The sequence below is a fragment of the Pseudomonas matsuisoli genome, assembly GCF_014647635.1.
In the GTDB taxonomy this organism is placed as follows: Bacteria; Pseudomonadota; Gammaproteobacteria; order Pseudomonadales; family Pseudomonadaceae; genus Pseudomonas_P; species Pseudomonas_P matsuisoli.
The window spans coordinates 237326-259875 of the sequence record NZ_BMPO01000007.1; the positions used below are offsets into that span (position 1 = coordinate 237326).

A 22550-nucleotide genomic window follows, 5' to 3' on the forward strand; every position below is an offset into this window, starting at 1 on the left:
CTCACGTTAACGATTTCCCATCCCCTGTTATTGATGCATGCCTCCTCGACTCCTAAGGTGTCCCCACACCTGCGGAACTCGAGGAGTCACGATGACAACAATAAGTTCTCCACCGCCCGCGTGGTCGCGTCGTCGCGCTGAAAAGGCACGAAGGCTCGATCGAGTCCAAACCCTCACTGACGGACCGCTCATCCCTACCGAGCGAATCGTCGAGGCGTTCGAACTGCTGGTATCCCCCGGCGATCGCGTCGTCCTGGAAGGCAATAACCAGAAGCAGGCGGATTTTCTCTCGCGGTCCCTCGCCAAGGTCGATGCCGGTCGCGTCCACGACCTCCATATGATCATGCCCAGCGTGAGTCGCAGCGAGCACCTCGACCTGTTCGAACTCGGTATCGCCCGACGCCTGGACTTCTCGTTTGCCGGCCCACAGAGCCTGCGCATCGGGCAACTGCTCGAAGACGGCCAGATGGACGTCGGCGCAATCCATACCTACATCGAGCTGTACTCCCGCCTGCTGGTGGACCTGATTCCCAACGTCGCGCTGGTGGCCGGCTTTCAGGCCGATCGACACGGCAACATCTACACCGGGCCAAGCACCGAGGACACACCGGCATTGGTCGAGCCGACCGCGTTTTCGGATGGCATCGTCATCGTTCAGGTCAACGAGTTGGTGGACGAACTGCCGCGGGTCGACATTCCCGCGTCCTGGGTCGATTTCGTCGTGGTGGCGGACAAGCCGTTCTACATCGAACCGCTGTTCACCCGCGATCCCCGCCACATCAAGCCAGTCCACGTGCTGATGGCGATGATGGCGATCCGCGGCATCTATCAGAAGCATAACGTGCAGTCCCTCAACCATGGCATTGGCTTCAATACGGCCGCCATCGAACTGATCCTGCCTACCTACGGCGAATCACTCGGATTGAAGGGCAAGATCTGCCGCAACTGGACGCTCAACCCACACCCCACGCTCATTCCCGCCATCGAGACGGGTTGGGTAGAAAGCGTGCATTGCTTCGGCACCGAGCTCGGCATGGAAGGCTATATAGCCCAACGGCCAGATGTGTTCTTCACCGGGCGCGACGGTTCGATGCGCTCCAACCGACTCATGTGCCAGCTTGCCGGGCAATACGCTGTCGACCTGTTCATCGGTGCGACCTTGCAGGTGGACGGCGATGGCCACTCCTCCACCGTAACGCGCGGGCGTCTCGCCGGCTTCGGTGGCGCGCCGAACATGGGCCACGACCCACGCGGTCGCCGCCATGCCACGCCTGCCTGGCTCGACATGACCGAACCGGTGACGCTGCTGGAGCGCGGCAAGAAGCTCGTCGTGCAGATGGTCGAGACCTTCCAGGAAGGCGGCAAACCCACCTTCGTCGAGCAACTGGACGCGGTCGACGTGGCGAAAAAAACAGGGATGCCCCTGGCGCCGGTCATGATCTATGGCGATGACGTGACCCACCTGCTGACGGAAGAAGGCATCGCCTACCTCTATAAGGCGAAATCGCTGGAAGAACGCCAAGCGATGATCGCTGCCGTCGCCGGCGTCACCGCCATCGGTTTGCGCCACGACCCACGGGACACCGAGCGCATGCGCCGCGAAGGCCTTATCGCCCTGCCAGAAGACCTTGGGATACGCCGTACCGATGCCTCACGCGAATTGCTGGCGGCCAAAAGCATCGCCGAACTCGTGGAATGGTCAGGTGGCCTCTATAACCCGCCCGCCAAATTCAGGAGCTGGTGATGATGAGCCACGTTGCCTGCCTACCTTTACCCAAACGCTGCGAATGGCTTGCCGATCTGGCCGTGGATGCCCTGATCGAAGAAGCGAATCTTTCACCCAAACCAGGGCTGGTGGACCGTCGGGGCAGCGGCGCCCATCGCGACCTCGATCTCCCCCTGATGCAGGCATCGGCGCTGTCGCTGTGGGAGACCTTTCGCAGCATGGCCGAAGCGGCACATGAGCACGTCGATCTCGACTCGACGCTTCGCGAAACCCTTGGCGCCCTTGGCCGTCAGGGTGAGCGCACGATGCTGGCGACCACGGCTGGCGTGAACACCCATCGCGGTGCGATCTGGGCGCTGGGATTACTGGTTGCAGCCGCAGCCTGCTCGCCACGGCTCGATCCCACACGTATTGCCGAGCGCGCCGCACATATCGCGCGCATCCCGGACCGGGGCGTACCTCCCGCGGCCGCGAGCCACGGTCAATCAGTATGCGCACGCTTTGGCGTGGACGGCGCGCGGGAACAGGCGCAGCAGGGATTTCCAGCCGTCATCGAGCACGGACTACCGGTGCTGAACGCCAGTCGCGCCGGGGGCCACGCCGAACACCATGCACGCCTCGACGCCTTGCTGGCGATCATGACGCAGCTGAGCGATACCTGTGTCTTGCACCGGGGCGGCTTGCACGCACTTAGGCAGACACAAGCCGGTGCACGCGCCGTGCTCGACGCCGGCGGCAGCGCCTCCTTTGCCGGGCGCCGGGCCTTGCAGCGTCTGGATGACACCTTGCTCGCGCTCAATGCGTCGCCCGGCGGCGCTGCGGATCTGCTGGCCGCCACTCTCTTACTCGATGGGCTGCAGTTCATGCCCGCGGACATTCGGAGCGAATGAACATGGAAACACTCACGTTCCAATACCCTGCCGGCCGCCCTGGCCGCACCCGCGCGCTGGTCGGCTGCGTCGGCTCCGGAGACCTCGAAGTCCTGCTCGAGCCAGCCGACGAAGGCCAGCTCACTATCCAGGTCATCACGTCCGTGAACGGCGCCAGCCATCGCTGGCAACAGCTGTTCGAGCGCATGTTCAACAGCCAGACGCCGCCGGCCCTGCACATCGATATCCACGACTTCGGCGCGACGCCCGGCGTCGTGCGGCTGCGCCTGGAACAAGGCTTCGAGGAGGTTGGTCATGACTGATCACGCACGGCTGCTCAACCACCGCACCTTCACCGAACTCGGCGCACGCGAACGGGCTCGCGCCTTGCTCGACAGGGGCAGTTTTCGCGAATTGGTCGATCCCTTCGAACGCCTGATTTCACCGTGGCTACCCGGCCAAGGCATCGTCACCCAAGCCGACGATGGCGTGGTCATCGCCAAAGGCACACTCGAAGGTGAGCCGGCGGTCATCGCCGCCATCGAAGGCGCATTCCAGGGCGGCAGCATGGGCGAAGTCGGCGGCGCGAAGATCGCCGCTGCCTTGGAACTCGCCGCCGAAGACAACCGCAAAGGCATACCGACCCGCGCCTGCCTGCTCTTGGAAACGGGCGGTGTGCGCTTACAGGAAGCCAATCTGGGCCTCGCCGCGATTGCCGAGATCCAGGCCGCCATTGTGGACCTGCGGCGCTACCAAGCCGTCGTGGGAGTCATCGCAGGCCCTGTCGGCTGCTTCGGCGGCATGTCCATCGCGGCCGGCCTCTGCAGCCACCTCATCGTGACACGCGAAGCACGACTGGGCCTCAACGGGCCTCAAGTCATCGAACAAGAGGCGGGAATCGAGGAATTCGATTCACGGGACCGGCCCTTCATCTGGAGCCTGACGGGTGGCGAACAGCGCCATGCCACCGGGCTCGCCGATGCCTATGTGGCCGATGACCTCGAGGCCGTGCGAAACGAAGTGTTGCGCTGTATGGCTGGCGGCCCGGTCGAGCAGACACGCAGCCGCCGACACGCTCAATACCTCGCGCGGTTGGCCACCTTGGGTACCCCTTGCCCGTTGCTGACCGCCGCCGACGTCCGAGACCTGTACAAGGAGAATGACCAATGAGCCGCGGACATACCTGGCTGCACGCCTTGGCCAATGCAAGCGAACAACCGGGCTTTCCCGCCTCGGTAAGGGTTGTCGACGGCGATCTCGCCGGGCGCCGGGCGCGCTTCATTGCCGTGGTGCCCGATGCGAGCAATCCATTCCCTCGGGCACGCAACGGCGAGGTCGGGGTGCTGGAGGGTTGGACGCTGGCTCGTGCGGTAGACGAGGCGATCGAGGCCGACACGACCAGAGAAAAGCGCGCATTGATCGCAGTGGTCGACGTGCCCAGCCAAGCCTATGGCCGTCGGGAGGAAGCCCTTGGCATTCATCAGGCGCTTGCTGGGGCGGTGGATAGCTATGCCCGGGCCCGTCTTGCAGGCCATCCTGTAATCGGCTTGCTGGTAGGCAAGGCAATGTCAGGCGCCTTTCTTGCCCATGGTTACCAGGCGCAGCGTCTGGTCGCGCTTGAGGATGCCGGCGTAATGGTTCATGCCATGGGCAAAGCGGCCGCTGCTCGCATTACCCTGCGTAGCGTCGAGGAACTCGAATCCTTGGCCGCCAGCGTGCCACCAATGGCGTATGACCTCGACAATTACGCCTCACTGGGCCTGCTGTGGGAAAAACTCAGTGTCCAGCAGATCGAGTCACCGACCGCCGACGATATTGCCCGCGTCCGGGATTGCCTGGCGGGTGCCGTTGCCGATATCGACAACGATACGTCGCTCGGCAATCGATTAGGCGCCGCCAACCGCCAGGCCTCGTCCACTGTCCGACAGCGCCTGCGCGCGCAATGGGCTTGAGTAGCACGGGAGGCCACATGATCGAGTCACCTAAGCCCCACGATCTGCTTTGGGGCATGCCGCCCGAGAGGCTTCCTCAAGGGGCACCGGCCTGGGCGATAAATGCCCTGCAGGCGGGACGCCCCGTGGTCGTGCGTCGGACACTGGATACCGAAGGCCGCGTCGCCGTCGGCATCCGTGGGCGCGCACGGGAGGAACGCTTCGCCAGCTGGATGCCATTGGACGACATCCAACGCTGCGTGCGCCCGGAGCAGCTTATCGTCACGCGCTTACACACCACTCACCCTACGCTGCAAACACTTCTGGCCATCCAACCACTGCTCGACAAGAGCGGCCTAAGCTGGGGCGCGACGGGAAGTGTCGGCTATGCGTTGGCGACAGGGCTGGCGACGTTGAACGACGCGAGCGATCTGGACCTGCTGATACGCCTGCCGTCGCCCTTTTCGCGTGAGGCGGCAAGGGCGCTATTGGGTGAGTTGGAAGCCCACGCACGGTGTCGCCTCGATATCCAGCTTGAAACACCCCATGGTGGATTGGCGCTGCGTGAATGGGCGGGCGCCACAACAGGAGTCATGCTCAAGACCGACCAGGGCCCGCGCTTGAGCCGCGACCCGTGGCACTCCTCGGCGCAAGCGGCATGAGCAGCCTGCTCGCCTATCCGGGCCAGGGCTCGCAGTACGCTGGCATGCTCGCGAACCTTCCACAGGCGCCGGAGATACGCGACACCCTGCAGGAAGCGAGCGATGTACTGCAGATGCCCGTCTCCCGCCTCGATAGCGACGCCGCTTTGCGCTCGACCCGCAACGTGCAACTGAGCCTGTTGATTGCCGGGGTGGCCTGTACGCGTCTGCTGGAAACCCGGGCGCCGGCCAGTGATTATGTCGCGGGGCTGTCCATCGGCGCCTATGCTGCCGCAGTCACCGCCGAGGCGCTGACGTTCGCAGATGCGCTGCGCCTGGTATCGCTACGCGGCGAACTCATGCAGAACGCCTATCCGGAAGGCTATGGCATGACGGCGGTCATCGGCCTGGAGCAGCCGCAAGTCGAACAGCTCATTGGCCGAGTCGATCGCGACGCCCCGCTCTACATCGCCAATCTCAATGCCGACAACCAAATCGTCGTGGCGGGCGCCAACACCGCGCTGGATGCCCTCGAGGGTGCCGTTCGGCAACACGGCAACGGTGTCAGCCGCCGCGTCGCAATCACGGTGCCCTCGCATTGCCCGTTGCTCGATGAACCTGCTCGCGCACTCGCCGATGCCTTCCAACGCGTCCCGCTGAACACGCCGCGTCGTCGCTACTTGAGCGGGACGTTCGCCCGTCCGATCCAGACACCGGACGCATTGCGCGACGACTTAGCCTTCAACATGGCCAGGCCGGTACGTTGGCACGCAATGATCCTGGCAGCGCGCGAACGTGGCGTTCGCCTGCATATCGAACTGCCGCCGGGCAATGTGCTGACGGGCCTGGCCCGGCGGGTGTTCGAGCCGTCCTTTGTCATCGCCTTCCAGGGCAGCCGCCTGGATACACTCCACGCCCTGTTGCGTGAGGAGGTGAACCGGCGCGCATAAGTAAACAGGGTGGCGCCCTGAAACCGCGCCACTGGACCTGCACGAAGGACAACAACAAACAACTTCGATCCAGTAACCGAGGACAACAACAATGATTATCTACGGTGTGGCCTTCCTGGCCTTGTGTACGCTTGCAGGACTTTTCATCGGTGAAGTGCTGGGCAAGCTGATCGGCGTGCCCGCCAACGTCGGCGGTGTGGGCATCGCGATGCTGCTATTGATCTTCATCGGTAGCTATCTCAATAAACGCGGGCTGTTCGATAAGAAGAGCGAGCAAGGCGTCGAATTCTGGAGCGCCGTCTACATCCCGATCGTCGTGGCGATGGCGGCTCAACAAAACGTTGCCGGTGCCCTCAGCGGCGGACCCATGGCGATCCTTGCGGGCCTGGCCGCCGTCGGATTGGGTTTCGCGCTGGTGCCGATGCTCGATCGGCTGGGGCAGCCCAAGACTAAAACTGCCGCACCTTCGAAACCCATTCCTAGCACTCAACGGTGACCGCCATGTACGAATCGATGCTCAAGGTCATCAACGGTTATGGGCTGGTCAGCGGCTTTGCCGTTATTGGCGTCACGATGTGGGTGTCCTATTGGCTCTCCGCCAAATTGACGAAGGGCCGGCTGCATGGCTCTGCCATCGCCATCTTTCTCGGCCTGGTATTGGCTTACGTTGGTGGCGTGACGACCGGTGGCCAAAAAGGGTTGGTCGACATTTCGCTGCTCTCCGGGATCGGTCTGCTGGGTGGTGCGATGCTGCGCGATTTCGCCATTGTCGCCACCGCGTTCGGGGTGAACGTCGAAGAGCTGAAGCGGGCGGGATTGTCCGGCGTCATTTCACTGTTCGTCGGTATCGTGTCGTCCTTTGTAGCAGGCGTGGCCTTGGCGCTGGCGTTCGGCTACACGGATGCCGTGAGCTTGACGACCATCGGCGCCGGGGCGGTGACCTATATCGTCGGCCCAGTGACGGGCGCAGCCATCGGTGCGAGTTCGGAGGTCATGGCGTTGTCGATCGCGGCAGGCTTGGTCAAGTCGATCGCGGTGATGATCCTGACGCCGTTCGTGGCACCGCTGATCGGGCTCAACAACCCGCGAACCGCCGTCATCTTCGGCGGGATGATGGGAACCTCCAGCGGCGTAGCCGGCGGACTTGCAGCGACCGATCCGAAACTCGTCCCCTACGGCTGCCTGACAGCGGCCTTCTACACGGCCCTCGGTTGCCTGCTGGGGCCATCGCTGTTGTTTCTGAGCGTACGGGGTATCACAGGCTAAGGCTCGCTTCGAACAATGCGCGGCATCTCCAGGCCGCGCATCCTTTCGTCCACGCGGTGACAGACGCGAGCCCGGCTAAACGCTGGCTGCCGCGCCAGCACCGCGTAGCCCGTACATACGGCACTCCGCCAACAACGCCAGCAAATTGGGATCGCGCTCCTTGGCCTTGAGGAAGACCACGCCGATCTGTTGTACGTGTCGGTAACGTTCGCTCAACCTCACCAACCGCACACGGTTCTCGTAGACAGCGGCCACCCGCCCCGGCAGCAGCGCATAGCCCACCCCCGAACTCACCATGCTGAGCAGCGTGAAGATGTCGTTCACCTGCATGGCGACCTTCGGCTCGAAGCCTGCCTGCTGGAAGACACGTGCACCGTCGCGGTGGGTTGCAAAGCCCTGAGTCAGCGTGATGAAGGTCGATTCACGCAGTTCGGCAAGGTCCACTTCCCGGCGGTCGGCGAACGACGAATCCGCCGGCACCGCGAGAAAGATGTCGTCCGAGTACAAAGGGAGTTGCGTGCAGTCAGCGCCCGCTACGCTCTCGTCCAGCGAGACCAGGATGGCATCGAGCTCCATGTTCTTGAGCCTGAAGAACAGGTCGGCGTTGGACCCCAGCGTCAGGTCGATGTTGAGTTCGCTGCGGCGCAGCTTCAGCCCCATGATCAACTGCGGCACCGTCTTCACCGTCAGCGAATACAGTGAGCCTAGCTTGAAACGCTCCGCCGAAAACCCGGCGGCTTCGCGCGTGAGGCGTACCGTTTCTTCGAGGTCCTGCACCAGCTTGCGGGCACGCTCCTCCAACACGAAAGCGCTTTCCAGCGGGATCAGGTTGCGCCCTTCATGCTTGAACAGCGGACAACGCAGGCCATTTTCCAGCGAATGGATCGCGCGGTGCACGCTGACATGACTCGTGTCGAGCTCGGCCGCCGCGCGGCCAAGGTTCCCGCTTCGCATGAAGGCGAGAAAAATCAGCAGTTTCTTGAGTGTCAGTTCGTCATCGAAAGACATGGATCGCCTCGTTCCGGGCACGGTCACGGTCACCATGGCGCACGTGCATTCTTGTTTTGATAGGCGCAACGCAGAGCGTCCGATCGGGATGCGGATTTCTCGAGCGATGAGAGGCCCGGAATCGCTCGATGTTCTTTACCCGCGCGGTGGATGATAGTGCAACGCGCCACGGTCACGCCAAGCGGGTCAACGCGATGCTATCGACGGGGTCGCGCCTGATCCAACGCGCCGTAGATGAGGCACTCGAACGCGCTGATAGCGTCTGCTTCCCTGCTCGTTTCCTTGACTATGGTTGCGGCCAACGCTTCACCGGCGCCCACCAGGCCCACGCAGCGCAGCGTGAGGTCTGCCACGGTGAGTGAGCTATGGGGCTGCAACACGGCGAGGAACATCTGCACGCAGTTGTCGAGCAGCGCTTGGAAGACCTTGGCTTTTTCGTCGCTGCCGGCTAATGCCGCGCCGATGGCATGCACCTCCCCCTCCATATCGGCAGCGCACCGGATATAGGCGGCAGCCAAAAGGGAAACGGTTTCTTCTAGCCCATGCTCGCTGGCAGCCATTGCTTGCTGAAACGCGCTGACCTGCTCCATATCGAGCCATCGGTACAGCTCGATCAACACGCCGGAGCGCGTCCCAAAGTGGTCGTAAACCACCGGCTTGGAGACGCCTGCACACGCAGCAAGATAACTGAGGGTCAGCCGATCTGCCCCTTCATCACGCGCGATGATCCGCGCGGTTTCCAATAATTGCTGCCTACGTTCAGCCTTGGAAAGCCGTTGGCGAGCAGTTTCTTCGGGGATTTCTTTTTTGCTGCCGGTCACTTCGTCGGGCTCCTTTGAAAACCTACCAAAGGTAGTTTATAGATAATCAGGCCATTCCTACCAAAGGTAGGTTTCTTCCATTAGACCCAATAAGTCGAGGAGAAACACATGACGGCAAGACAGGTACTGTTCGTTGGCGGATCCGGTGTCGTAGGGCGGGAAGCCGTTGGCTGGTTCCGCAGGCGTTATCCGGATGTTCCCATTCTCATTGGTGGACGCAATCTCGAAAAAGCGAATGAGCTCGCGAAACAGACAGGCTTAGCCGAAGCAATAGCCGTCGATTTGGACAAGCCAAAATTGGGATTGGCGGACGACGTCGCCGTCAGTGCCGTAGCGATGTTCGCCCCCGATGACGGACTTTGGGGCTTGGGCTACGCGCAGGACCAAGGGGCAGCCTATATCAACATCGGTAACGGACTCGTCGAGGTCGGCCCGGAGGTGGCGCATTTTGCGCACAAGGCCACGGCCGCTCCGATCGTGCTCGCCAGCCAATGGTCCGCGGGCGCGGCGATGTTCCTGGCGCTGCACGCTGCCGGTGAGCTCGATCAAGTGCAAGCGATCAACATCGGCGTGCTGCTCGATGAGGAGGACCCCGCAGGTCCCTTGTCCTATGAGGACATGGAACGTACGCATGAAATGGCAGCGTCCACCCTGGTCTTCGAGAACGGCCGGCGTACCTGGATCAGCGGAGACGCGGCGAAAGGTATCGTCCACGCAATCGACGGGCGACGCCTCGATGCTGACGCCTACGCACCGTTCGACATCATCAACCTCCATGCCGCGACCCAGGCGCCGAATATCCGCTTTGACCTGGTGACCGATACCTCATCCAGCCGACGTCGAGGCGAAGAAGCCGCCGCTGAGATCGTTGCCGACGCCGAGGGAACACGTGACGGCCAGCCGACGCAAGTGCGCGCCACGTTGGAACTCAAATACGGTCAGGCTTCACTGACAGGGCTCAGCGTAGCGCTATCTCTGGGCGCAGTCCTTGGGCTGGATGACGCCGCGCCGGCAGCACCTGGCTTGTACTTCCCCGAGCTGCTTTACCAACCCGACCGATTCGTGGACGCGCTACGCCAAGTAGGTGCCGTGATTGAGCGCGAGCAACCCAAGACGTCTTGACCAGTCATCCCCGGGTAAAGGTGAAGGACGCGCGCCTGCGTTCTTCACCGATCCCGCCAAAAGGCGTGTACGAAACATCCTTGAACGTAGGTCGTGTTTCCTACAGAAACTAGCTGCGCGGCGCGTAAGCGAAGACGTCGGCGCGCATTTGATGGGCGTCCATTCCTGCTTCTACCAACGCATCGAGGGTGCCGTAGACCATTGCGGGGGAGCCGCTGGCGTAGACGTAGATCGACGACAGGTCAGTGAAGTCTTCGCAGACGGCTTCGTGCAGGAGGCCGCAACGCCCTTCCCAGCCGCAAAGGTCGCTGACGACCTTGTGCAGATGCAGGTTGGCGAGGCTTTCCCACTCGGCCCAACGCTCGATGGTGTAGAAGTCGTCGGGGGTGCGGACGCCCCAATAGAGGTGTACCGGATACGCGAAACCGCGTGAGCGGCATTCTTCGATCAGGCTGTGCATCTGGGCCATACCGGTACCGGCGGCGATGAGCACCAGCGGGCCTGCGGGCAATTCGGCAAGGTGCGCATCGCCAAAGGGAAGCTGTACGTGGGCGACACGGGTTTCACGTAGTTGCGCCAGCAGTTCGAGACTGCTGTCTTCGCGCGCCAGTACATGCAGTTCCAGGTTGCGCCCCGATTGCGGGGACGAGGCGAGCGAGAAGGCGGATTGCCGCCCGCCCGCCCGGGACACCATGAGGTACTGCCCGGCGTGATAACGTGGTGCCTTGCCTGCTGGGGCACGAAGGCTCACACGGCGCACGTCGCCGCCAACGTCGTCGATGGCCACTACCTGGCAGGCCAGTTCACGCACCGGGAGCTCACCCGGCGCGAATACGCCATCCCACTGCACGAGGCAGTCGCTCAACGGCTCTGCCACACAAACGTAGATCTCGCCGTGATCGTGTTCCTCGCCTTGCTGAAGGACGCGGCCTTCCACCAGCAACGCCACGCACAGGTGGCAATTGCCATTGCGGCAACTGTGTGGGCACTCGTAACCGAGCCGCTTGGCGGCGTCGAGAATCGTTTCACCGGGAGCGGTATCGAGCACCGCGCCCGAGGGCTGCAAGGTCACTTTCAACGGGTGTTCTCTACATTGTTCGCGATAGGTGCGGGTCTTAATCGATACCCAGCTGGTTCCAGAGTTCGTCTACGCGTTTGACCACGGCTTCGTCCTTGACGATCGCCCGGCCCCATTCGCGAGTGGTTTCGCCCGGCCATTTATGGGTGGCGTCCAGGCCCATCTTGGAACCGAGCCCAGAAATCGGCGAGGCGAAATCGAGGTAATCGATCGGCGTGTTGTCGATCATCACCGTGTCGCGCTTGGGGTCCATCCGGGTCGTGATGGCCCAGATGACATCGTTCCAATCGCGTGCATTGATGTCATCGTCGGTGACGATAACGAATTTGGTGTACATGAATTGCCGCAGGAATGACCACACACCCAGCATCACGCGCTTGGCATGCCCTGGGTACTGTTTCTTCATGGTCACCACCGCCATACGATAGGAGCAGCCTTCGGGTGGCAGGTAGAAGTCAGTGATCTCGGGGAACTGCTTTTGCAGGATCGGCACGAAGACTTCATTCAAGGCGACGCCAAGAATCGCCGGCTCGTCCGGCGGGCGCCCGGTGTAAGTGCTGTGGTAGATCGGTTTTTGCCTGCGAGTGATGCGCTCGACGGTGAACACCGGGAAGGTGTCGACCTCGTTGTAGTAACCGGTGTGATCGCCGTAAGGGCCTTCGGGTGCAACTTCGCCAGGGTGGATCACGCCTTCCAAGACGATCTCGGCACTGGCCGGGACCTGAAGGTCGTTGCCCCGGCACTTCACCAGCTCGGTGCGATGGCCACGGAGCAGCCCTGCGAAGGCATATTCTGACAATGTGTCGGGCACCGGCGTGACCGCGCCTAGAATGGTCGCCGGGTCCGCACCTAGCGCTACGGCAACCGGATAGGGCGTGTTTGGGTGCTTCTGGCACCACTCGCGAAAATCCAGGGCGCCGCCGCGATGGCTGAGCCAGCGCATGATGACCTTGTTGCGACCAATCACTTGCTGCCGGTAGATGCCGAGGTTCTGGCGCTCTTTGTTCGGTCCACGCGTAACGGTCAGGCCCCAAGTGATCAGCGGCGCCACGTCGCCCGGCCAGCAGTGTTGGATGGGCAGTTTGCTGAGGTCGACGTCGTCGCCCTCCTCGACCACTTCATGGCACGGTGCATCCTTCAATACCTTGGGCGCCATGCTGATGACTTTCTTATAGATCGGCAGCTTCGACCAGGCGTCTTTCAGGCCCTTGGGCGGCTCGGGTTCTTTGAGAAACGCGAGCAGTTTGCCGATTTCACGTAGTTCGGAAACGTCTTCCGCGCCCATGCCCAAGGCAACCCGCTCAGGGGTGCCAAAGAGGTTGCCAAGGACCGGCATGTCGAACCCGGTGGGGCGCTCGAACAACAGTGCGGGCCCTTTCTTGCGCAAGGTCCGATCGCACACTTCGGTCATTTCTAGAATGGGCGAAACGGGGACCTGGATACGCTTGAGTTCGCCACGCTGCTCTAGTGCCGTGATGAATTCGCGTAGATCGCGATATTGCATTCGAGGTCCTCGTTCATGTCCTGCCAATGAGCCGGCGAGTTTAGCCCGCATTGGCGGCAGTGTCCCTATGCCTATCTAGCGCGTTCAACTAGAGACCCATTGTAGGAGCTCACTTGTGGGCGATCATGGTTATGAAGCTCACTTCGATGTAGACGCTGCATGACGCTACTCGATCGCCCACAGCTGATCGCAGCCCAGTGGGCTCTTACAGCTGGGGCAACGCATGCAAACGGTCAGCTCGTAGGGTGGAATCTCCAGCGGGGCTTCCACCAGAACCGCGCCCAATTTTCAGTTCGCGAGCCTATGTCATAGATGCGAGGCGAACGGCGGATTACGCCGCAAGTGGCTAATCGGCCCTATGAATCATAGTCGCCAGAAACGACAAAGCCGGGTTTCCCCGGCCTCGCGTTGACTCAAACCACCCGCAATTACTTGCTTCGACGCATCGACTGGAAGAATTCGTCGTTGGTCTTGGTGTCCTTGAGCTTGTCTAGCAGGAACTCGATCGCGGCAATTTCTTCCATCGGATGGAGAATCTTGCGCAGAATCCAGATGCGCTGCAGCTCTTCTTCACCGGTCAGCAACTCTTCACGGCGAGTGCCGGAGCGGTTGATGTTGATAGCGGGGAAGACGCGCTTTTCAGCGACACGGCGATCGAGCTGGAGCTCGAGGTTACCAGTACCCTTGAATTCCTCGTAGATCACTTCGTCCATCTTCGAGCCGGTTTCAACCAGCGCGGTGGCGATGATGGTGAGGCTGCCGCCCTCTTCGATGTTGCGCGCCGCACCGAAGAAACGCTTGGGCTTCTCCAGGGCATGGGCGTCGACACCACCGGTGAGCACCTTGCCGGAGCTCGGGATCACGGTGTTGTAGGCACGGGCCAGACGGGTGATCGAGTCGAGCAGAATGACCACGTCCTTCTTGTGCTCGACCAGGCGCTTGGCCTTCTCGATAACCATCTCAGCGACCTGTACGTGACGTACGGGCGGCTCGTCGAAGGTCGACGCCACAACCTCGCCGCGCACGGTGCGCTGCATCTCGGTCACTTCCTCAGGACGTTCATCGATGAGCAGAACGATCAGGTAGCACTCAGGGTTGTTGCGGGTAATGTTGCTGGCGATGTTCTGCAACATGATCGTCTTGCCCGCTTTCGGCGGAGCGACGATCAGTGCACGCTGGCCTTTGCCGATCGGGGCGCAAAGGTCGATCACGCGCCCGGTCAGGTCTTCCGTGGAGCCATTACCGGCTTCCATGGTCAGGCGTTTGTTGGGGAACAGCGGCGTCAGGTTTTCGAACAGAATCTTGCTCTTGGCGTTCTCGGGACGATCGAAGTTGATCGTGTCGACCTTGAGCAACGCGAAGTAGCGTTCGCCCTCTTTCGGCGGCCGGATCTTGCCGACGATGGTGTCGCCGGTCCGCAGGTTGAAGCGGCGGATCTGACTCGGCGAAACGTAGATGTCATCAGGACCGGCCAAATAGGAAGAGTCGGCGGAACGGAGGAAGCCAAAGCCGTCCTGGAGAATCTCCAGCACGCCGTCACCCGAAATTTCCTCACCACTTTTCGCATGTTTTTTCAGAAGGGAGAAAATCACGTCCTGCTTGCGTGAGCGGGCCATGTTCTCGAGGCCCATTTGCTCCGCCATGTCCAGCAGTTCGGCGATCGGCTTTTGCTTGAGTTCAGTCAAATTCATAGGAATGGACGTAATTAGAGAAGGTATGGAAGCGTGTTTACGCTTGGATGGCCGCGCCGCAGAGATGCGACAGATGCGCTGATTCTTTGAATAGAGAGGGCGGCGTCGGTACGGAAAGGCTGCCGCGAGAGCAGCAGGAGCCCGAATGTAACACCGGGATTTGGGAACGTCTAGCATTCAGGCATAAAAAACCCCGCAATGTGCGGGGTCTAGCGACAGCAGTTCGATCAGATGTTGCTATCGAGGAACGCCATCAACTGGGACTTGGACAGTGCGCCCACTTTCGTGGCTTCGACGTTACCGCCCTTGAACAGCATCAAGGTCGGGATACCACGCACGCCGTACTTCGGCGGGGTCTCGGCGTTTTCGTCGATGTTCAGTTTGCAGATTTTCAGCTTGCCCTGGTAATCCTTCGCGATCTCGTCCAGCACCGGCGCGATCATCTTGCACGGACCGCACCATTCGGCCCAGTAGTCGACCAACACGGGACCGTCCGCCTGAAGAACGTCCTTATCGAAGCTCGCATCGCTGACTTGGGTAATGAATTCGCTCATTGAGTTTCTCCGGAAGCGGAAACAAAAGTGGCGCCATCATAGCCCGGACCTGGGCATACCGAAAGCTACCGTCGGCGATTGCCCTCATTGACGCGGTCAATGGACAGCGTTGCGCACGCACCTTTCTGCCTATGGAGGCAGAAGCCCGTACGGTGAGCTCGCCCCAACGCGAAGGAACGGTAAGGCCCTATATAAAGAGCCGCGATGACCTCGGCTAACCCGCCGCTCCACTCAGGCAGCTTTCCGTCACTTACCTAACGTGGCACGATGGCGACGTTTTTCCGTCGAGAATGCCATTCATGTCCCTCCCTCTGACCGAGACCTTCCCGCTGATCGCCGCCATCGATCTGGGCTCGAACAGCTTCCACATGGTGCTCGCCAAAGCGGATCATGGCGAGGTGCGCATTCTCGAACGGCTAGGTGAGAAGGTTCAGTTAGCCGCCGGGTTGAACGACGAGCGCAGGCTTAGTGAAGAAGCGATGCAGCGTGGGCTCGATTGCCTGAGCCGCTTTGCACCACTGGTGGCAGGGCTGCCGCAAGGCGCAGTGCGTATCGTGGCGACCAACGCCTTGCGTGAGGCGCGCAACCGCGCGGAATTCATCCGCCGCGCTGAGACGCTGCTCGGCCATCCGATCGACGTCATTTCTGGACGTGAAGAAGCCCGCCTAATCTACCTTGGCGTTTCTCATACGCTGCCGACGACGCAAGGGCGTCGCCTCGTTGCGGACATCGGCGGCGGCAGCACCGAATTCATCGTGGGTCAGCTGTTCGAACCGCTTCTGCGCGAAAGCCTGCAGATGGGCTGCGTCAGCTATACGCAGCGTTTCTTTCAGGATGGCAAGATCACGCAGTCACGCTACGCACAGGCCTATACCGCTGCCCGACTCGAACTCATGGGCATCGAAAATGGCATTCGTCGCCTGGGCTGGGATGAAGCGATCGGCTCGTCCGGCACCATTCGCGCGATCGGCCTTGCGCTCAAGGGTGCCAAGCGCGGCAGTGGCGAGGTAAATGCCGAGGGGCTGGTCTGGCTCAAGCGCAAACTGTTCAAACTGAGCGACATTGGGAACATCGACTTCGAAGGCGTCAAACCTGATCGCAGAAGCATCTTCCCCGCCGGCGTGGCGATTCTGGAAGCGATCTTCGACGCATTCGAAGTCAAGCAGATGCACCACTGTGATGGCGCGTTGCGCGAAGGCGTTCTTTACGACCTGCTTGGCCGCCATCAGCACGAGGATGTGCGCGAACGCACCCTCAGCGCATTGATGGAGCGTTATCACGCGGATGCCGAACAGGCGGCGCGGGTCGAAGCTAAAGCGGTTTCAGCGCTCTCTAAAGTTGCCGCCGACTGGGGCCTCCAAGACGACTGGTACCGCGAACTGCTCATTTGGGCGGCCCGTGTACATGAAATCGGTCTCGACATCGCGCACTACCACTACCACAAGCATGGCGCGTACCTGATAGAGCATTCGGACCTGCCCGGCTTTTCCCGGCAAGACCAGCAAATGCTCGCCCTGCTCGTGCGCGGCCATCGCCGCAACATTCCGCTCGACAAGTTCACGGAGTTCAGTGAAGAAGAGAGCGAGCGGCTGGTCCGACTATGCATCCTCCTGCGCTTCGCGATCCTGTTCCATCACATCCGTGGTGCGCAGGACATGCCCAGCGTGCAGCTCAAGGCAGGCAAGCGCAGTCTCGAGCTGATATTCCCCGAAGGCTGGCTGGAGGCGAACCCGCTGACCAAAGCCGATTTCGAGCAGGAAGCCGAATGGCTCAAGCGCGTTGGGTACGAATTGAAGCAGCGTTGACTCCCGCCCGCCCGCAGATTGCCGCTCAATCCTGCCGAAGCGCCGCGTCCAGACGTTCCAGCATCTGCGTAGCCGCCTCCAGCTGGTCTTCGTTGAACACCTTTACTCCGGCATGCCGAAGCGCAGCGGCCGTCACACCTTCACCGGGGACACGCGTCCCCGTGAAGGTACCGTCATAGTTCTCTTCATTCCCGCAGGATGGGCTGCGCGCCTTCAGCACGGCGATCCGAATGCCATGCAGCTGGGCTAAACGCAGCGCTTCTTGTGCGCCGGCAACGAACGCGACCGTGACATCTGCCCCAGTGTCGGTCACCACCTGAACAGCGCCCTCGAGAACACCAGACCCCTGCCCGCCGGGAATCTCCGCAGGCGGGCGTGGCGTCGGCAGACCGCCGAAGACCTCCGGACACAACGGCACGATGCGGCCTTGCGCCTGCCAGAGCGCCAGTCGATCGAAAGGGCCGTGCGCGCCGCCGTCATAACGTACGCGCTGCCCCAACAAGCAACGGCTGACCAGCACTTTCGCGCGTCGATATTCGGTCACAGCGGCAATACCGCACGCCGGCGAAACCATCCGGTCAGGGACATACGCTCGCGCGTCGCTGGCAGCACTTCATGCAGCATGCCCGCCGACAAAAACACCATGAGCGTCCCCCCTATGGGCGGCACGTCGTGCCAGCCGGCATCGAGATGCAAGCGCAGCTCACCGCCATCCGCAGTCTGCCAATCCTGGTTCAGATAGAACACCGTGGATACCGTCCGGCGATCATCATCGTGAAACCGATCCAGATGCCGCGCATAGAACGCACCCGGTGGGTACATTGCGAAATGCCCTTCGAAGTCCTCCAGACCTAGAAAAAGTGTCTGATTGAGCACCAGCCGCAACTCTTCCAGCGTGGCCAGATAGCGGTCGCACGCTACGCTCTGTCCAGGCTCTATCCATTGAATGCGGTCACCCCGCACGCCTTCACGCACCTGCTGCCCAGTGCCGCGGCCGATGGCAGCCGGCGCCAGCTCGCCTAGAGAGGCGCGCTGGCGGCACTCGGTCGCAAGCTCGAGCGTCGGGATGTACGGCAGAAACAGCGGTTGCTGGGACCAGCCGTGCTCGGCAAGGTCATCCGCAATCCGTTGCAGCGGAGAGACTTCAGAGACAAGCGACATATGCGAGAGCCCGTACGTTCGAAGGCAGCCAGTATGGCTGCCGGTAGACCGTCAAAGACCCGCAGCATACCCAATGCGGCGGTAGAGTGAACCGGGTAATTTCCGACGGTTAAAGCCTCGACAGTCCAACCCTTGCCATCGACAATAGCGCCTTTGCCGGCACCGCCCTCCGTGCCGCCCCCGCCCCCAAACGGAGTAACCGATGCGCCTGTTGTTGGTCCTGCTCTTGCTGCTGCCCCTGCCCACCTTGGCCGATGATTACACGGCGCTTTACCAGGCGGCGGGCTGGCCGGTGCAACGGGAACACTTCAGCGCAGCGCTCGTTGCCGCTCAAAAGCGCTATCAGAGCACTCTCCCCCCGGCCGTTTATCAATCGCTGGTGCAGAACAGCAATCGGCGCTTTGCACCGGAGGCCATGGACCAGCGGGCGCAAGCCGTGCTGCGCACGCAATTGGTAGACGCCCGGGCGCCGTTGGCATTCTTCCAGACCGACGTGGGTCGCAAGGTCATCAGCGCCGAGACGGTCGCCACCTCTCCCGCCGAACTGCAGAAATACGAAAACGGTCTGCCTCGTACGGAGGCCGAAGCCACGCGGCGATTGCTCATAAGGCGTCTTGCCGGGGCCGTACCCGCCGGGCAGGCAGGCGCTGAAATCAGCCTCGCACTGGCCGGCGTCGCCGCTGACAGCTTGAGCTCGATGCTGCCCGGCCTGTTCGGCGAAGCGAACCCTGCGCTGGGCCTGATCGATGGTCAGCGGCAACGCATCGTCGAGCAAATCAACGGCGACCTGGATAACACCCTGCTGCACGTGTATCGCCAACTCTCGGACGCCGAGCTGGAAGAATTCGTCGAGTTCGTGCAGTCTGAATCCGGCGCGGCCTATTACAAGGCAGCGCTAGCGGCCCTGCGCGCCGCGCTCAACCCGTCGTCCCGTGCCTCGGGTACCGCGACCTGACGTTACAGCCCCAATTGCTGTTTCAGAAAGCCGAGATAATGTGTGCGATAACGCACCTGCTCATTAGCCAGGTGGTGGCGCGCGCCAGGCAGTAGCAGTACGTCCGGACGATCGAATTTCTGCCCCAGGATTTTCAGGTTATAACGCCAGTCGACCGTAAGGTCAGCATCCCCCTGCACGATCAGCGGACGCTGCGCCGACGGCATTGCGGATTCGATCATGGGAATCCAGCGTGCCAAGGCGCCCACCCAATCGGTCGGCAATATCTGCGCCTGCAAGGGGTCTCGCCGATGGACGAAATCGATGAATGCCGAGTCTGTGGAATTCACGGTAAACCGTCGGGGCAGTTGTCGCAGGAACGGGCGGACCGCCTGATAGCTGAAGCGCGAACGCAGCCAGGCGCGCGGACGCACCAACGGGGCCAGCAATATCGCGCGGCCGACTTCGCGACGCACTGGCGCATTCAATAGATGATCGATCAGGATCGCCGCACCTGTGCTTTGTCCGCACAGGTGCCACGGCGCCGGCAGCGAGAGACGAGCCCCCTCAACCTGCAGGCCAGATAACACCGCCTGATACTCGGAAAAGCTCGCGATGCTGGCAGGTGAACCACTAGACAGGCCATGCCCAGGCAGATCGCATACGATCACGGCTAGCCCGAGCTGCAGGCTCCATTCGATCAGATGCCGATAGAGCCCCATGTGGTCGTAGTAGCCATGCAGCAAAAGCAGGCTTCCCTTTGGTGAAGGGGGAATCCAGGCTTGAGCCGCGATCCGATAACCCGCCGCCTCGAAGCAGAAAAACGTACTGTCCGATTGCAAGCCGTCCAGACCGTAGTACCCGCGATAGGCCGCCAGCATTGGCCCCTCTGGAGTCTTGCCCGCGTGCAGCAGTTGGCGCAGGGGAACAGGGTCGAACGACGAAAGCATGAATGGGCTCTGCGGGAAATGATTTGAACGGAGGCGGACTATCGATCAGCGTGTATGAGGGGCGCCATTGACCGTAAGCGGACGCGCTCACGCGAGTATTTACGCATGATACGAACCCCTTCGCTGCGGCGATAGCGCATACGGGCAGAACCAACACGCGTAGCCGAGACCCAAAGGTATATCCACTGCTCGAGGGGACCACCATGAACCATGCACGTTGGTTGACTGCCATCCTGTTGAGCCTGACCCTGCTCTCCTCGGTGCACGCACAGGGCACTGGCCCTACGGTGCCCGATACGCCGCCGACACCCCTCGATAGCGAGCAGCGCACGCCCGATCGCGAGCACTCCAGCGAGGCAAACTCACCGCCGGTCGATCGCCACACCCAACAGCGTGATGACCCACGGCCACGTAGCGAACGCTTGCCGAAGGAAATCGTACCGTCCAACGAATCCGGCACGCCGCCAAACGCGAAGCCCTGAGGCGATGATTGCCACACCGTCGCAGGGCGGGTGCCAACCCGCGACGCTTAGGAAGCCACGCGAGTTTCCACGCCCTAAGAACATGTTCATGATCTTCAGGCGATAGCTCGAATGTGATGGCTGCTAATTTGGCGAAAGACGCGATCTCTCAATCCTGTGGGAGCGGGCCATGCCCGCGATTTTTTCGCGGGCGTGGCCCGCTCCCACAATGGGTTGCCGTAGGTCTGATGCTGCCTATGTTGCCGCCCAGACGTCCGTGAAGATCGTGAGCAGTCTCTAAGAAGGCTCGCTCCCACTCGACGTTAGGCTACCTGCGCTTGCGCCTTACCCGTCGTTTCTTCCATGGCTTGGCGCATCGCGTGTACGCGGCGCTTTTCCGCGCGGGCGGTGAAGAACCATGCGAAGAAGGTGAACAATGAAACCGCCAGCAGGATAAGGCTGGCCACGGCGTTGATCTCGGGTTTCACACCCAAGCGAACCGCCGAGAAGATCTCCATCGGCAAGGTCGTCGAACCAGGGCCGGAGACGAAGCTTGCGAGCACCAGATCGTCCAGCGACAACGCAAACGACATCATCGCCCCCGCCATCAAAGAAGGCGCAATCATCGGAATGGTGATCAGGACGAATACCTTCCACGGTCGTGCACCCAGATCCATGGCGGCTTCCTCGATGGAAAGATCCAACTCACGCAAGCGCGAGGACACCACCACCGCCACATAGGACGCACAGAAGCTCGTGTGCGCGATCCAGATGGTGGTCATACCGCGCTCGGCCGGCCAGCCGATCATCTGCGCCATGGCTACGAAGAGCAGCAACAACGACAGACCGGTGATGACTTCCGGCATGACCAGCGGCGCCGTCACCAATCCACCGAACATCGTCCGCCCACGGAAACGGGGGATGCGGGTCAGCACGAACGCGGCCAGCGTGCCTAGAAACACCGAGCTGATGGCGGTGTAGAACGCGATCGTCAGCGAGCGAAAGACCGCGCTCATGAGCTGCGTGTTGTCCCACAGACCGGCATACCAGTGCGTGGACCAGCCACCCCAGACCGTCACCAGACGCGACGCGTTGAACGAATAGATGACCAGAATGACCATCGGCAGGTAGATGAAGATCAAGCCCAGGCAGAGCATGACCTCGGCAAAACCGATGCGCTTCATGCTTTGCCCTCCAACTCTTTCGCCTGGTTCTTGTTGAACAGGATGATCGGGACGATAAGGATCAGCAGCATGATCACCGCCAGCGCCGAGGCTATCGGCCAGTCACGGTTGCTGAAGAACTCCTGCCAGAGCACGCGGCCAATCATCAATGTCTCAGGGCCACCCAGCAGTTCGGGGATGACGAACTCACCAACGGCCGGAATGAACACGAGCATGCAGCCGGCGATGATACCGTTCTTCGACAGCGGCACTGTGATGCGCCAGAAACTTGTGAAACGGCTCGCGCCCAGATCCGACGCCGCCTCTAGCAGGCTGTTGTCGTGCTTCACCAGATTGGCGAACAGCGGCAGGATCATGAACGGCAGATACGAATAAACGATGCCGACGTACACCGCAAAATCAGTGTTCAGCATGCGCAATGGCGAGCTGATCACACCAATGCCCATCAGGAACTGGTTGATCAGGCCACTGCTGCTCAATAGGCCCATCCAGGCATAAACGCGGATCAGGATCGCTGTCCACGTCGGCATCATGATCAACAGCAACAGCACCGTTTGCGCCTGTCGGCCCGAGCGCGCGATGGCGTAGGCCATCGGGTAACCGATGACGAGGCAGAGCAGCGTGCTGATGAAGGCGATCTTCAACGAGCCCAGATAGGCGTAGAGGTACAGCTCGTCTTCCGTCAGGAACAGGTAATTACCAAGGTTCAGCACGACCGTGAGCTGGTCGTTCGCCCAGGTGAAAATGTCCGTGTACGGCGGAATGGCGACAGCGGCTTCCGAAAAGCTGATCTTCAGAACGATGAAGAACGGCAGCAGGAAGAACAGGAACAGCCAGACGAAGGGAATGCCGATGACCAGCCGACGGCCATCGAGCATGCGCTTGATGAGGCCC

24 protein-coding genes are annotated in these 22550 nt (G+C 61.4%); 13 read left to right on the forward strand and 11 right to left on the reverse strand.

Features of this window, described 5'->3' with window-relative positions:
* Positions 1-91 precede the first annotated feature (91 nt).
* From mdcA to madM, 9 genes are all read left to right on the forward strand, one after another.
* Positions 92-1744: a malonate decarboxylase subunit alpha gene (mdcA, locus tag IEY47_RS15685; RefSeq protein ID WP_188984336.1), complete on the forward strand. Its 1653-nt coding sequence runs from the start codon at positions 92-94 to the stop codon at positions 1742-1744.
* Positions 1744-2616 (forward strand): triphosphoribosyl-dephospho-CoA synthase, encoded by an 873-nt coding sequence (locus IEY47_RS15690; RefSeq protein WP_188984339.1) that lies wholly within the window; start codon positions 1744-1746, stop codon positions 2614-2616. The genes mdcA and IEY47_RS15690 overlap by 1 nt, the downstream gene beginning before the upstream one ends.
* A gap of 2 nt (positions 2617-2618) precedes the next feature.
* Entirely contained in the window at positions 2619-2918 is a 300-nt protein-coding gene (locus tag IEY47_RS15695) for a malonate decarboxylase subunit delta (RefSeq protein WP_188984341.1), read from the forward strand.
* Entirely contained in the window at positions 2911-3765 is an 855-nt protein-coding gene (locus tag IEY47_RS15700; protein WP_188984343.1) for a biotin-independent malonate decarboxylase subunit beta, read from the forward strand. The genes IEY47_RS15695 and IEY47_RS15700 overlap by 8 nt, the downstream gene beginning before the upstream one ends.
* Entirely contained in the window at positions 3762-4547 is a 786-nt protein-coding gene (mdcE, locus tag IEY47_RS15705; RefSeq protein ID WP_188984345.1) for a biotin-independent malonate decarboxylase subunit gamma, read from the forward strand. Before IEY47_RS15700 ends, mdcE begins: the two co-directional genes overlap by 4 nt.
* A gap of 17 nt (positions 4548-4564) precedes the next feature.
* Positions 4565-5188 carry a malonate decarboxylase holo-ACP synthase gene (locus IEY47_RS15710; protein WP_188984347.1) on the forward strand — a complete coding sequence of 208 codons (624 nt, stop codon included), beginning with the start codon at positions 4565-4567 and terminating at the stop codon, positions 5186-5188.
* On the forward strand, positions 5185-6117 hold the full coding sequence (mdcH, locus tag IEY47_RS15715; protein WP_188984349.1) for a malonate decarboxylase subunit epsilon: 933 nt from the start codon (positions 5185-5187) through the stop codon (positions 6115-6117). The genes IEY47_RS15710 and mdcH overlap by 4 nt, the downstream gene beginning before the upstream one ends.
* Before the next feature lie 91 nt (positions 6118-6208).
* Entirely contained in the window at positions 6209-6613 is a 405-nt protein-coding gene (gene madL / locus IEY47_RS15720) for a malonate transporter subunit MadL (RefSeq protein ID WP_188984351.1), read from the forward strand.
* A 5-nt stretch (positions 6614-6618) separates the two neighbouring features.
* The gene (gene madM, locus IEY47_RS15725) at positions 6619-7383 is read left to right on the forward strand and encodes a malonate transporter subunit MadM (protein WP_188984353.1); all 765 of its coding nucleotides are present in this window, start codon (positions 6619-6621) and stop codon (positions 7381-7383) included.
* A 75-nt stretch (positions 7384-7458) separates the two neighbouring features.
* On the opposite strand, the gene IEY47_RS15730 is transcribed toward madM, so the two are convergent.
* Both IEY47_RS15730 and IEY47_RS15735 read right to left on the reverse strand, forming a co-directional pair.
* Entirely contained in the window at positions 7459-8391 is a 933-nt protein-coding gene (locus IEY47_RS15730) for a LysR family transcriptional regulator (RefSeq protein ID WP_188984355.1), read from the reverse strand.
* 197 nt (positions 8392-8588) lie between these two features.
* On the reverse strand, positions 8589-9212 hold the full coding sequence (locus IEY47_RS15735; protein ID WP_229779473.1) for a TetR/AcrR family transcriptional regulator: 624 nt from the start codon (positions 9210-9212) through the stop codon (positions 8589-8591).
* 108 nt (positions 9213-9320) lie between these two features.
* Here IEY47_RS15735 and IEY47_RS15740 point away from each other — a divergent pair, with 108 nt between their 5' ends.
* A complete protein-coding gene (locus IEY47_RS15740) occupies positions 9321-10334 on the forward strand; it encodes a saccharopine dehydrogenase family protein (protein WP_188984357.1) in 1014 nt (337 codons plus the stop codon).
* A 109-nt stretch (positions 10335-10443) separates the two neighbouring features.
* Here IEY47_RS15740 and IEY47_RS15745 read toward each other — a convergent pair whose 3' ends face one another.
* The 4 genes from IEY47_RS15745 to trxA all read right to left on the reverse strand — a co-directional run bounded on the left by IEY47_RS15745 (position 10444) and on the right by trxA (position 15161).
* Positions 10444-11412: a CDP-6-deoxy-delta-3,4-glucoseen reductase gene (locus IEY47_RS15745; RefSeq protein WP_188984358.1), complete on the reverse strand. Its 969-nt coding sequence runs from the start codon at positions 11410-11412 to the stop codon at positions 10444-10446.
* A 37-nt stretch (positions 11413-11449) separates the two neighbouring features.
* Complete coding sequence (ubiD, locus tag IEY47_RS15750) at positions 11450-12916, reverse strand: 4-hydroxy-3-polyprenylbenzoate decarboxylase (RefSeq protein ID WP_188984360.1); 1467 nt, start codon at positions 12914-12916, stop codon at positions 11450-11452.
* Positions 12917-13344: 428 nt separating this feature from the next.
* The gene (rho, locus tag IEY47_RS15755) at positions 13345-14607 is read right to left on the reverse strand and encodes a transcription termination factor Rho (RefSeq protein WP_188984362.1); all 1263 of its coding nucleotides are present in this window, start codon (positions 14605-14607) and stop codon (positions 13345-13347) included.
* Between the two features lie 227 nt (positions 14608-14834).
* Positions 14835-15161 (reverse strand): thioredoxin TrxA, encoded by a 327-nt coding sequence (trxA, locus tag IEY47_RS15760; protein ID WP_188984364.1) that lies wholly within the window; start codon positions 15159-15161, stop codon positions 14835-14837.
* Positions 15162-15460: 299 nt separating this feature from the next.
* Between trxA and ppx the strand changes: the two genes are divergently transcribed.
* Complete coding sequence (gene ppx, locus IEY47_RS15765) at positions 15461-16966, forward strand: exopolyphosphatase (RefSeq protein ID WP_188984366.1); 1506 nt, start codon at positions 15461-15463, stop codon at positions 16964-16966.
* A gap of 25 nt (positions 16967-16991) precedes the next feature.
* Here the strand turns inward: ppx and IEY47_RS15770 are convergent, their stop codons facing one another.
* Both IEY47_RS15770 and IEY47_RS15775 read right to left on the reverse strand, forming a co-directional pair.
* The gene (locus IEY47_RS15770; RefSeq protein WP_229779474.1) at positions 16992-17510 is read right to left on the reverse strand and encodes a 2-thiouracil desulfurase family protein; all 519 of its coding nucleotides are present in this window, start codon (positions 17508-17510) and stop codon (positions 16992-16994) included.
* Entirely contained in the window at positions 17507-18127 is a 621-nt protein-coding gene (locus IEY47_RS15775; RefSeq protein ID WP_188984370.1) for a 2OG-Fe(II) oxygenase, read from the reverse strand. Before IEY47_RS15775 ends, IEY47_RS15770 begins: the two co-directional genes overlap by 4 nt.
* Positions 18128-18329: 202 nt before the next feature.
* On the opposite strand from IEY47_RS15775, the gene IEY47_RS15780 reads away from it, so the two are divergent.
* Positions 18330-19082: a hypothetical protein gene (locus IEY47_RS15780; RefSeq protein ID WP_188984372.1), complete on the forward strand. Its 753-nt coding sequence runs from the start codon at positions 18330-18332 to the stop codon at positions 19080-19082.
* 2 nt (positions 19083-19084) lie between these two features.
* On the opposite strand, the gene bipL is transcribed toward IEY47_RS15780, so the two are convergent.
* Positions 19085-20011: a phospholipase BipL gene (bipL, locus tag IEY47_RS15785; protein ID WP_188984374.1), complete on the reverse strand. Its 927-nt coding sequence runs from the start codon at positions 20009-20011 to the stop codon at positions 19085-19087.
* Positions 20012-20214: 203 nt separating this feature from the next.
* Between bipL and IEY47_RS15790 the strand changes: the two genes are divergently transcribed.
* Complete coding sequence (locus tag IEY47_RS15790) at positions 20215-20493, forward strand: hypothetical protein (protein WP_188984376.1); 279 nt, start codon at positions 20215-20217, stop codon at positions 20491-20493.
* Positions 20494-20795: 302 nt separating this feature from the next.
* On the opposite strand, the gene IEY47_RS15795 is transcribed toward IEY47_RS15790, so the two are convergent.
* Positions 20796-21656, reverse strand: coding sequence for an ABC transporter permease subunit (locus IEY47_RS15795; protein WP_188984378.1), 861 nt, complete (start codon positions 21654-21656; stop codon positions 20796-20798).
* Positions 21653-22534: an ABC transporter permease subunit gene (locus tag IEY47_RS15800; protein ID WP_188984474.1), complete on the reverse strand. Its 882-nt coding sequence runs from the start codon at positions 22532-22534 to the stop codon at positions 21653-21655. Before IEY47_RS15800 ends, IEY47_RS15795 begins: the two co-directional genes overlap by 4 nt.
* Positions 22535-22550 lie beyond the last annotated feature (16 nt).

What these genes read in the sequence shown, in the direction of transcription:
- mdcA (WP_188984336.1), top strand. Translation starts at nt 92, where the DNA reads ATGACAACAATAAGTTCTCCACCGCCCGCGTGGTCGCGTCGTCGCGCT.
- IEY47_RS15690 (WP_188984339.1), top strand. Translation starts at nt 1,744, where the DNA reads ATGATGAGCCACGTTGCCTGCCTACCTTTACCCAAACGCTGCGAATGG.
- IEY47_RS15695 (WP_188984341.1), top strand. Translation starts at nt 2,619, where the DNA reads ATGGAAACACTCACGTTCCAATACCCTGCCGGCCGCCCTGGCCGCACC.
- IEY47_RS15700 (WP_188984343.1), top strand. Translation starts at nt 2,911, where the DNA reads ATGACTGATCACGCACGGCTGCTCAACCACCGCACCTTCACCGAACTC.
- mdcE (WP_188984345.1), top strand. Translation starts at nt 3,762, where the DNA reads ATGAGCCGCGGACATACCTGGCTGCACGCCTTGGCCAATGCAAGCGAA.
- IEY47_RS15710 (WP_188984347.1), top strand. Translation starts at nt 4,565, where the DNA reads ATGATCGAGTCACCTAAGCCCCACGATCTGCTTTGGGGCATGCCGCCC.
- mdcH (WP_188984349.1), top strand. Translation starts at nt 5,185, where the DNA reads ATGAGCAGCCTGCTCGCCTATCCGGGCCAGGGCTCGCAGTACGCTGGC.
- madL (WP_188984351.1), top strand. Translation starts at nt 6,209, where the DNA reads ATGATTATCTACGGTGTGGCCTTCCTGGCCTTGTGTACGCTTGCAGGA.
- madM (WP_188984353.1), top strand. Translation starts at nt 6,619, where the DNA reads ATGTACGAATCGATGCTCAAGGTCATCAACGGTTATGGGCTGGTCAGC.
- IEY47_RS15730 (WP_188984355.1), bottom strand. Translation starts at nt 8,391, where the DNA reads ATGTCTTTCGATGACGAACTGACACTCAAGAAACTGCTGATTTTTCTC.
- IEY47_RS15740 (WP_188984357.1), top strand. Translation starts at nt 9,321, where the DNA reads ATGACGGCAAGACAGGTACTGTTCGTTGGCGGATCCGGTGTCGTAGGG.
- ubiD (WP_188984360.1), bottom strand. Translation starts at nt 12,916, where the DNA reads ATGCAATATCGCGATCTACGCGAATTCATCACGGCACTAGAGCAGCGT.
- rho (WP_188984362.1), bottom strand. Translation starts at nt 14,607, where the DNA reads ATGAATTTGACTGAACTCAAGCAAAAGCCGATCGCCGAACTGCTGGAC.
- trxA (WP_188984364.1), bottom strand. Translation starts at nt 15,161, where the DNA reads ATGAGCGAATTCATTACCCAAGTCAGCGATGCGAGCTTCGATAAGGAC.
- ppx (WP_188984366.1), top strand. Translation starts at nt 15,461, where the DNA reads ATGTCCCTCCCTCTGACCGAGACCTTCCCGCTGATCGCCGCCATCGAT.
- IEY47_RS15775 (WP_188984370.1), bottom strand. Translation starts at nt 18,127, where the DNA reads ATGTCGCTTGTCTCTGAAGTCTCTCCGCTGCAACGGATTGCGGATGAC.
- IEY47_RS15780 (WP_188984372.1), top strand. Translation starts at nt 18,330, where the DNA reads ATGCGCCTGTTGTTGGTCCTGCTCTTGCTGCTGCCCCTGCCCACCTTG.
- bipL (WP_188984374.1), bottom strand. Translation starts at nt 20,011, where the DNA reads ATGCTTTCGTCGTTCGACCCTGTTCCCCTGCGCCAACTGCTGCACGCG.
- IEY47_RS15790 (WP_188984376.1), top strand. Translation starts at nt 20,215, where the DNA reads ATGAACCATGCACGTTGGTTGACTGCCATCCTGTTGAGCCTGACCCTG.
- IEY47_RS15795 (WP_188984378.1), bottom strand. Translation starts at nt 21,656, where the DNA reads ATGAAGCGCATCGGTTTTGCCGAGGTCATGCTCTGCCTGGGCTTGATC.
- IEY47_RS15800 (WP_188984474.1), bottom strand. Translation starts at nt 22,534, where the DNA reads ATGCTCGATGGCCGTCGGCTGGTCATCGGCATTCCCTTCGTCTGGCTG.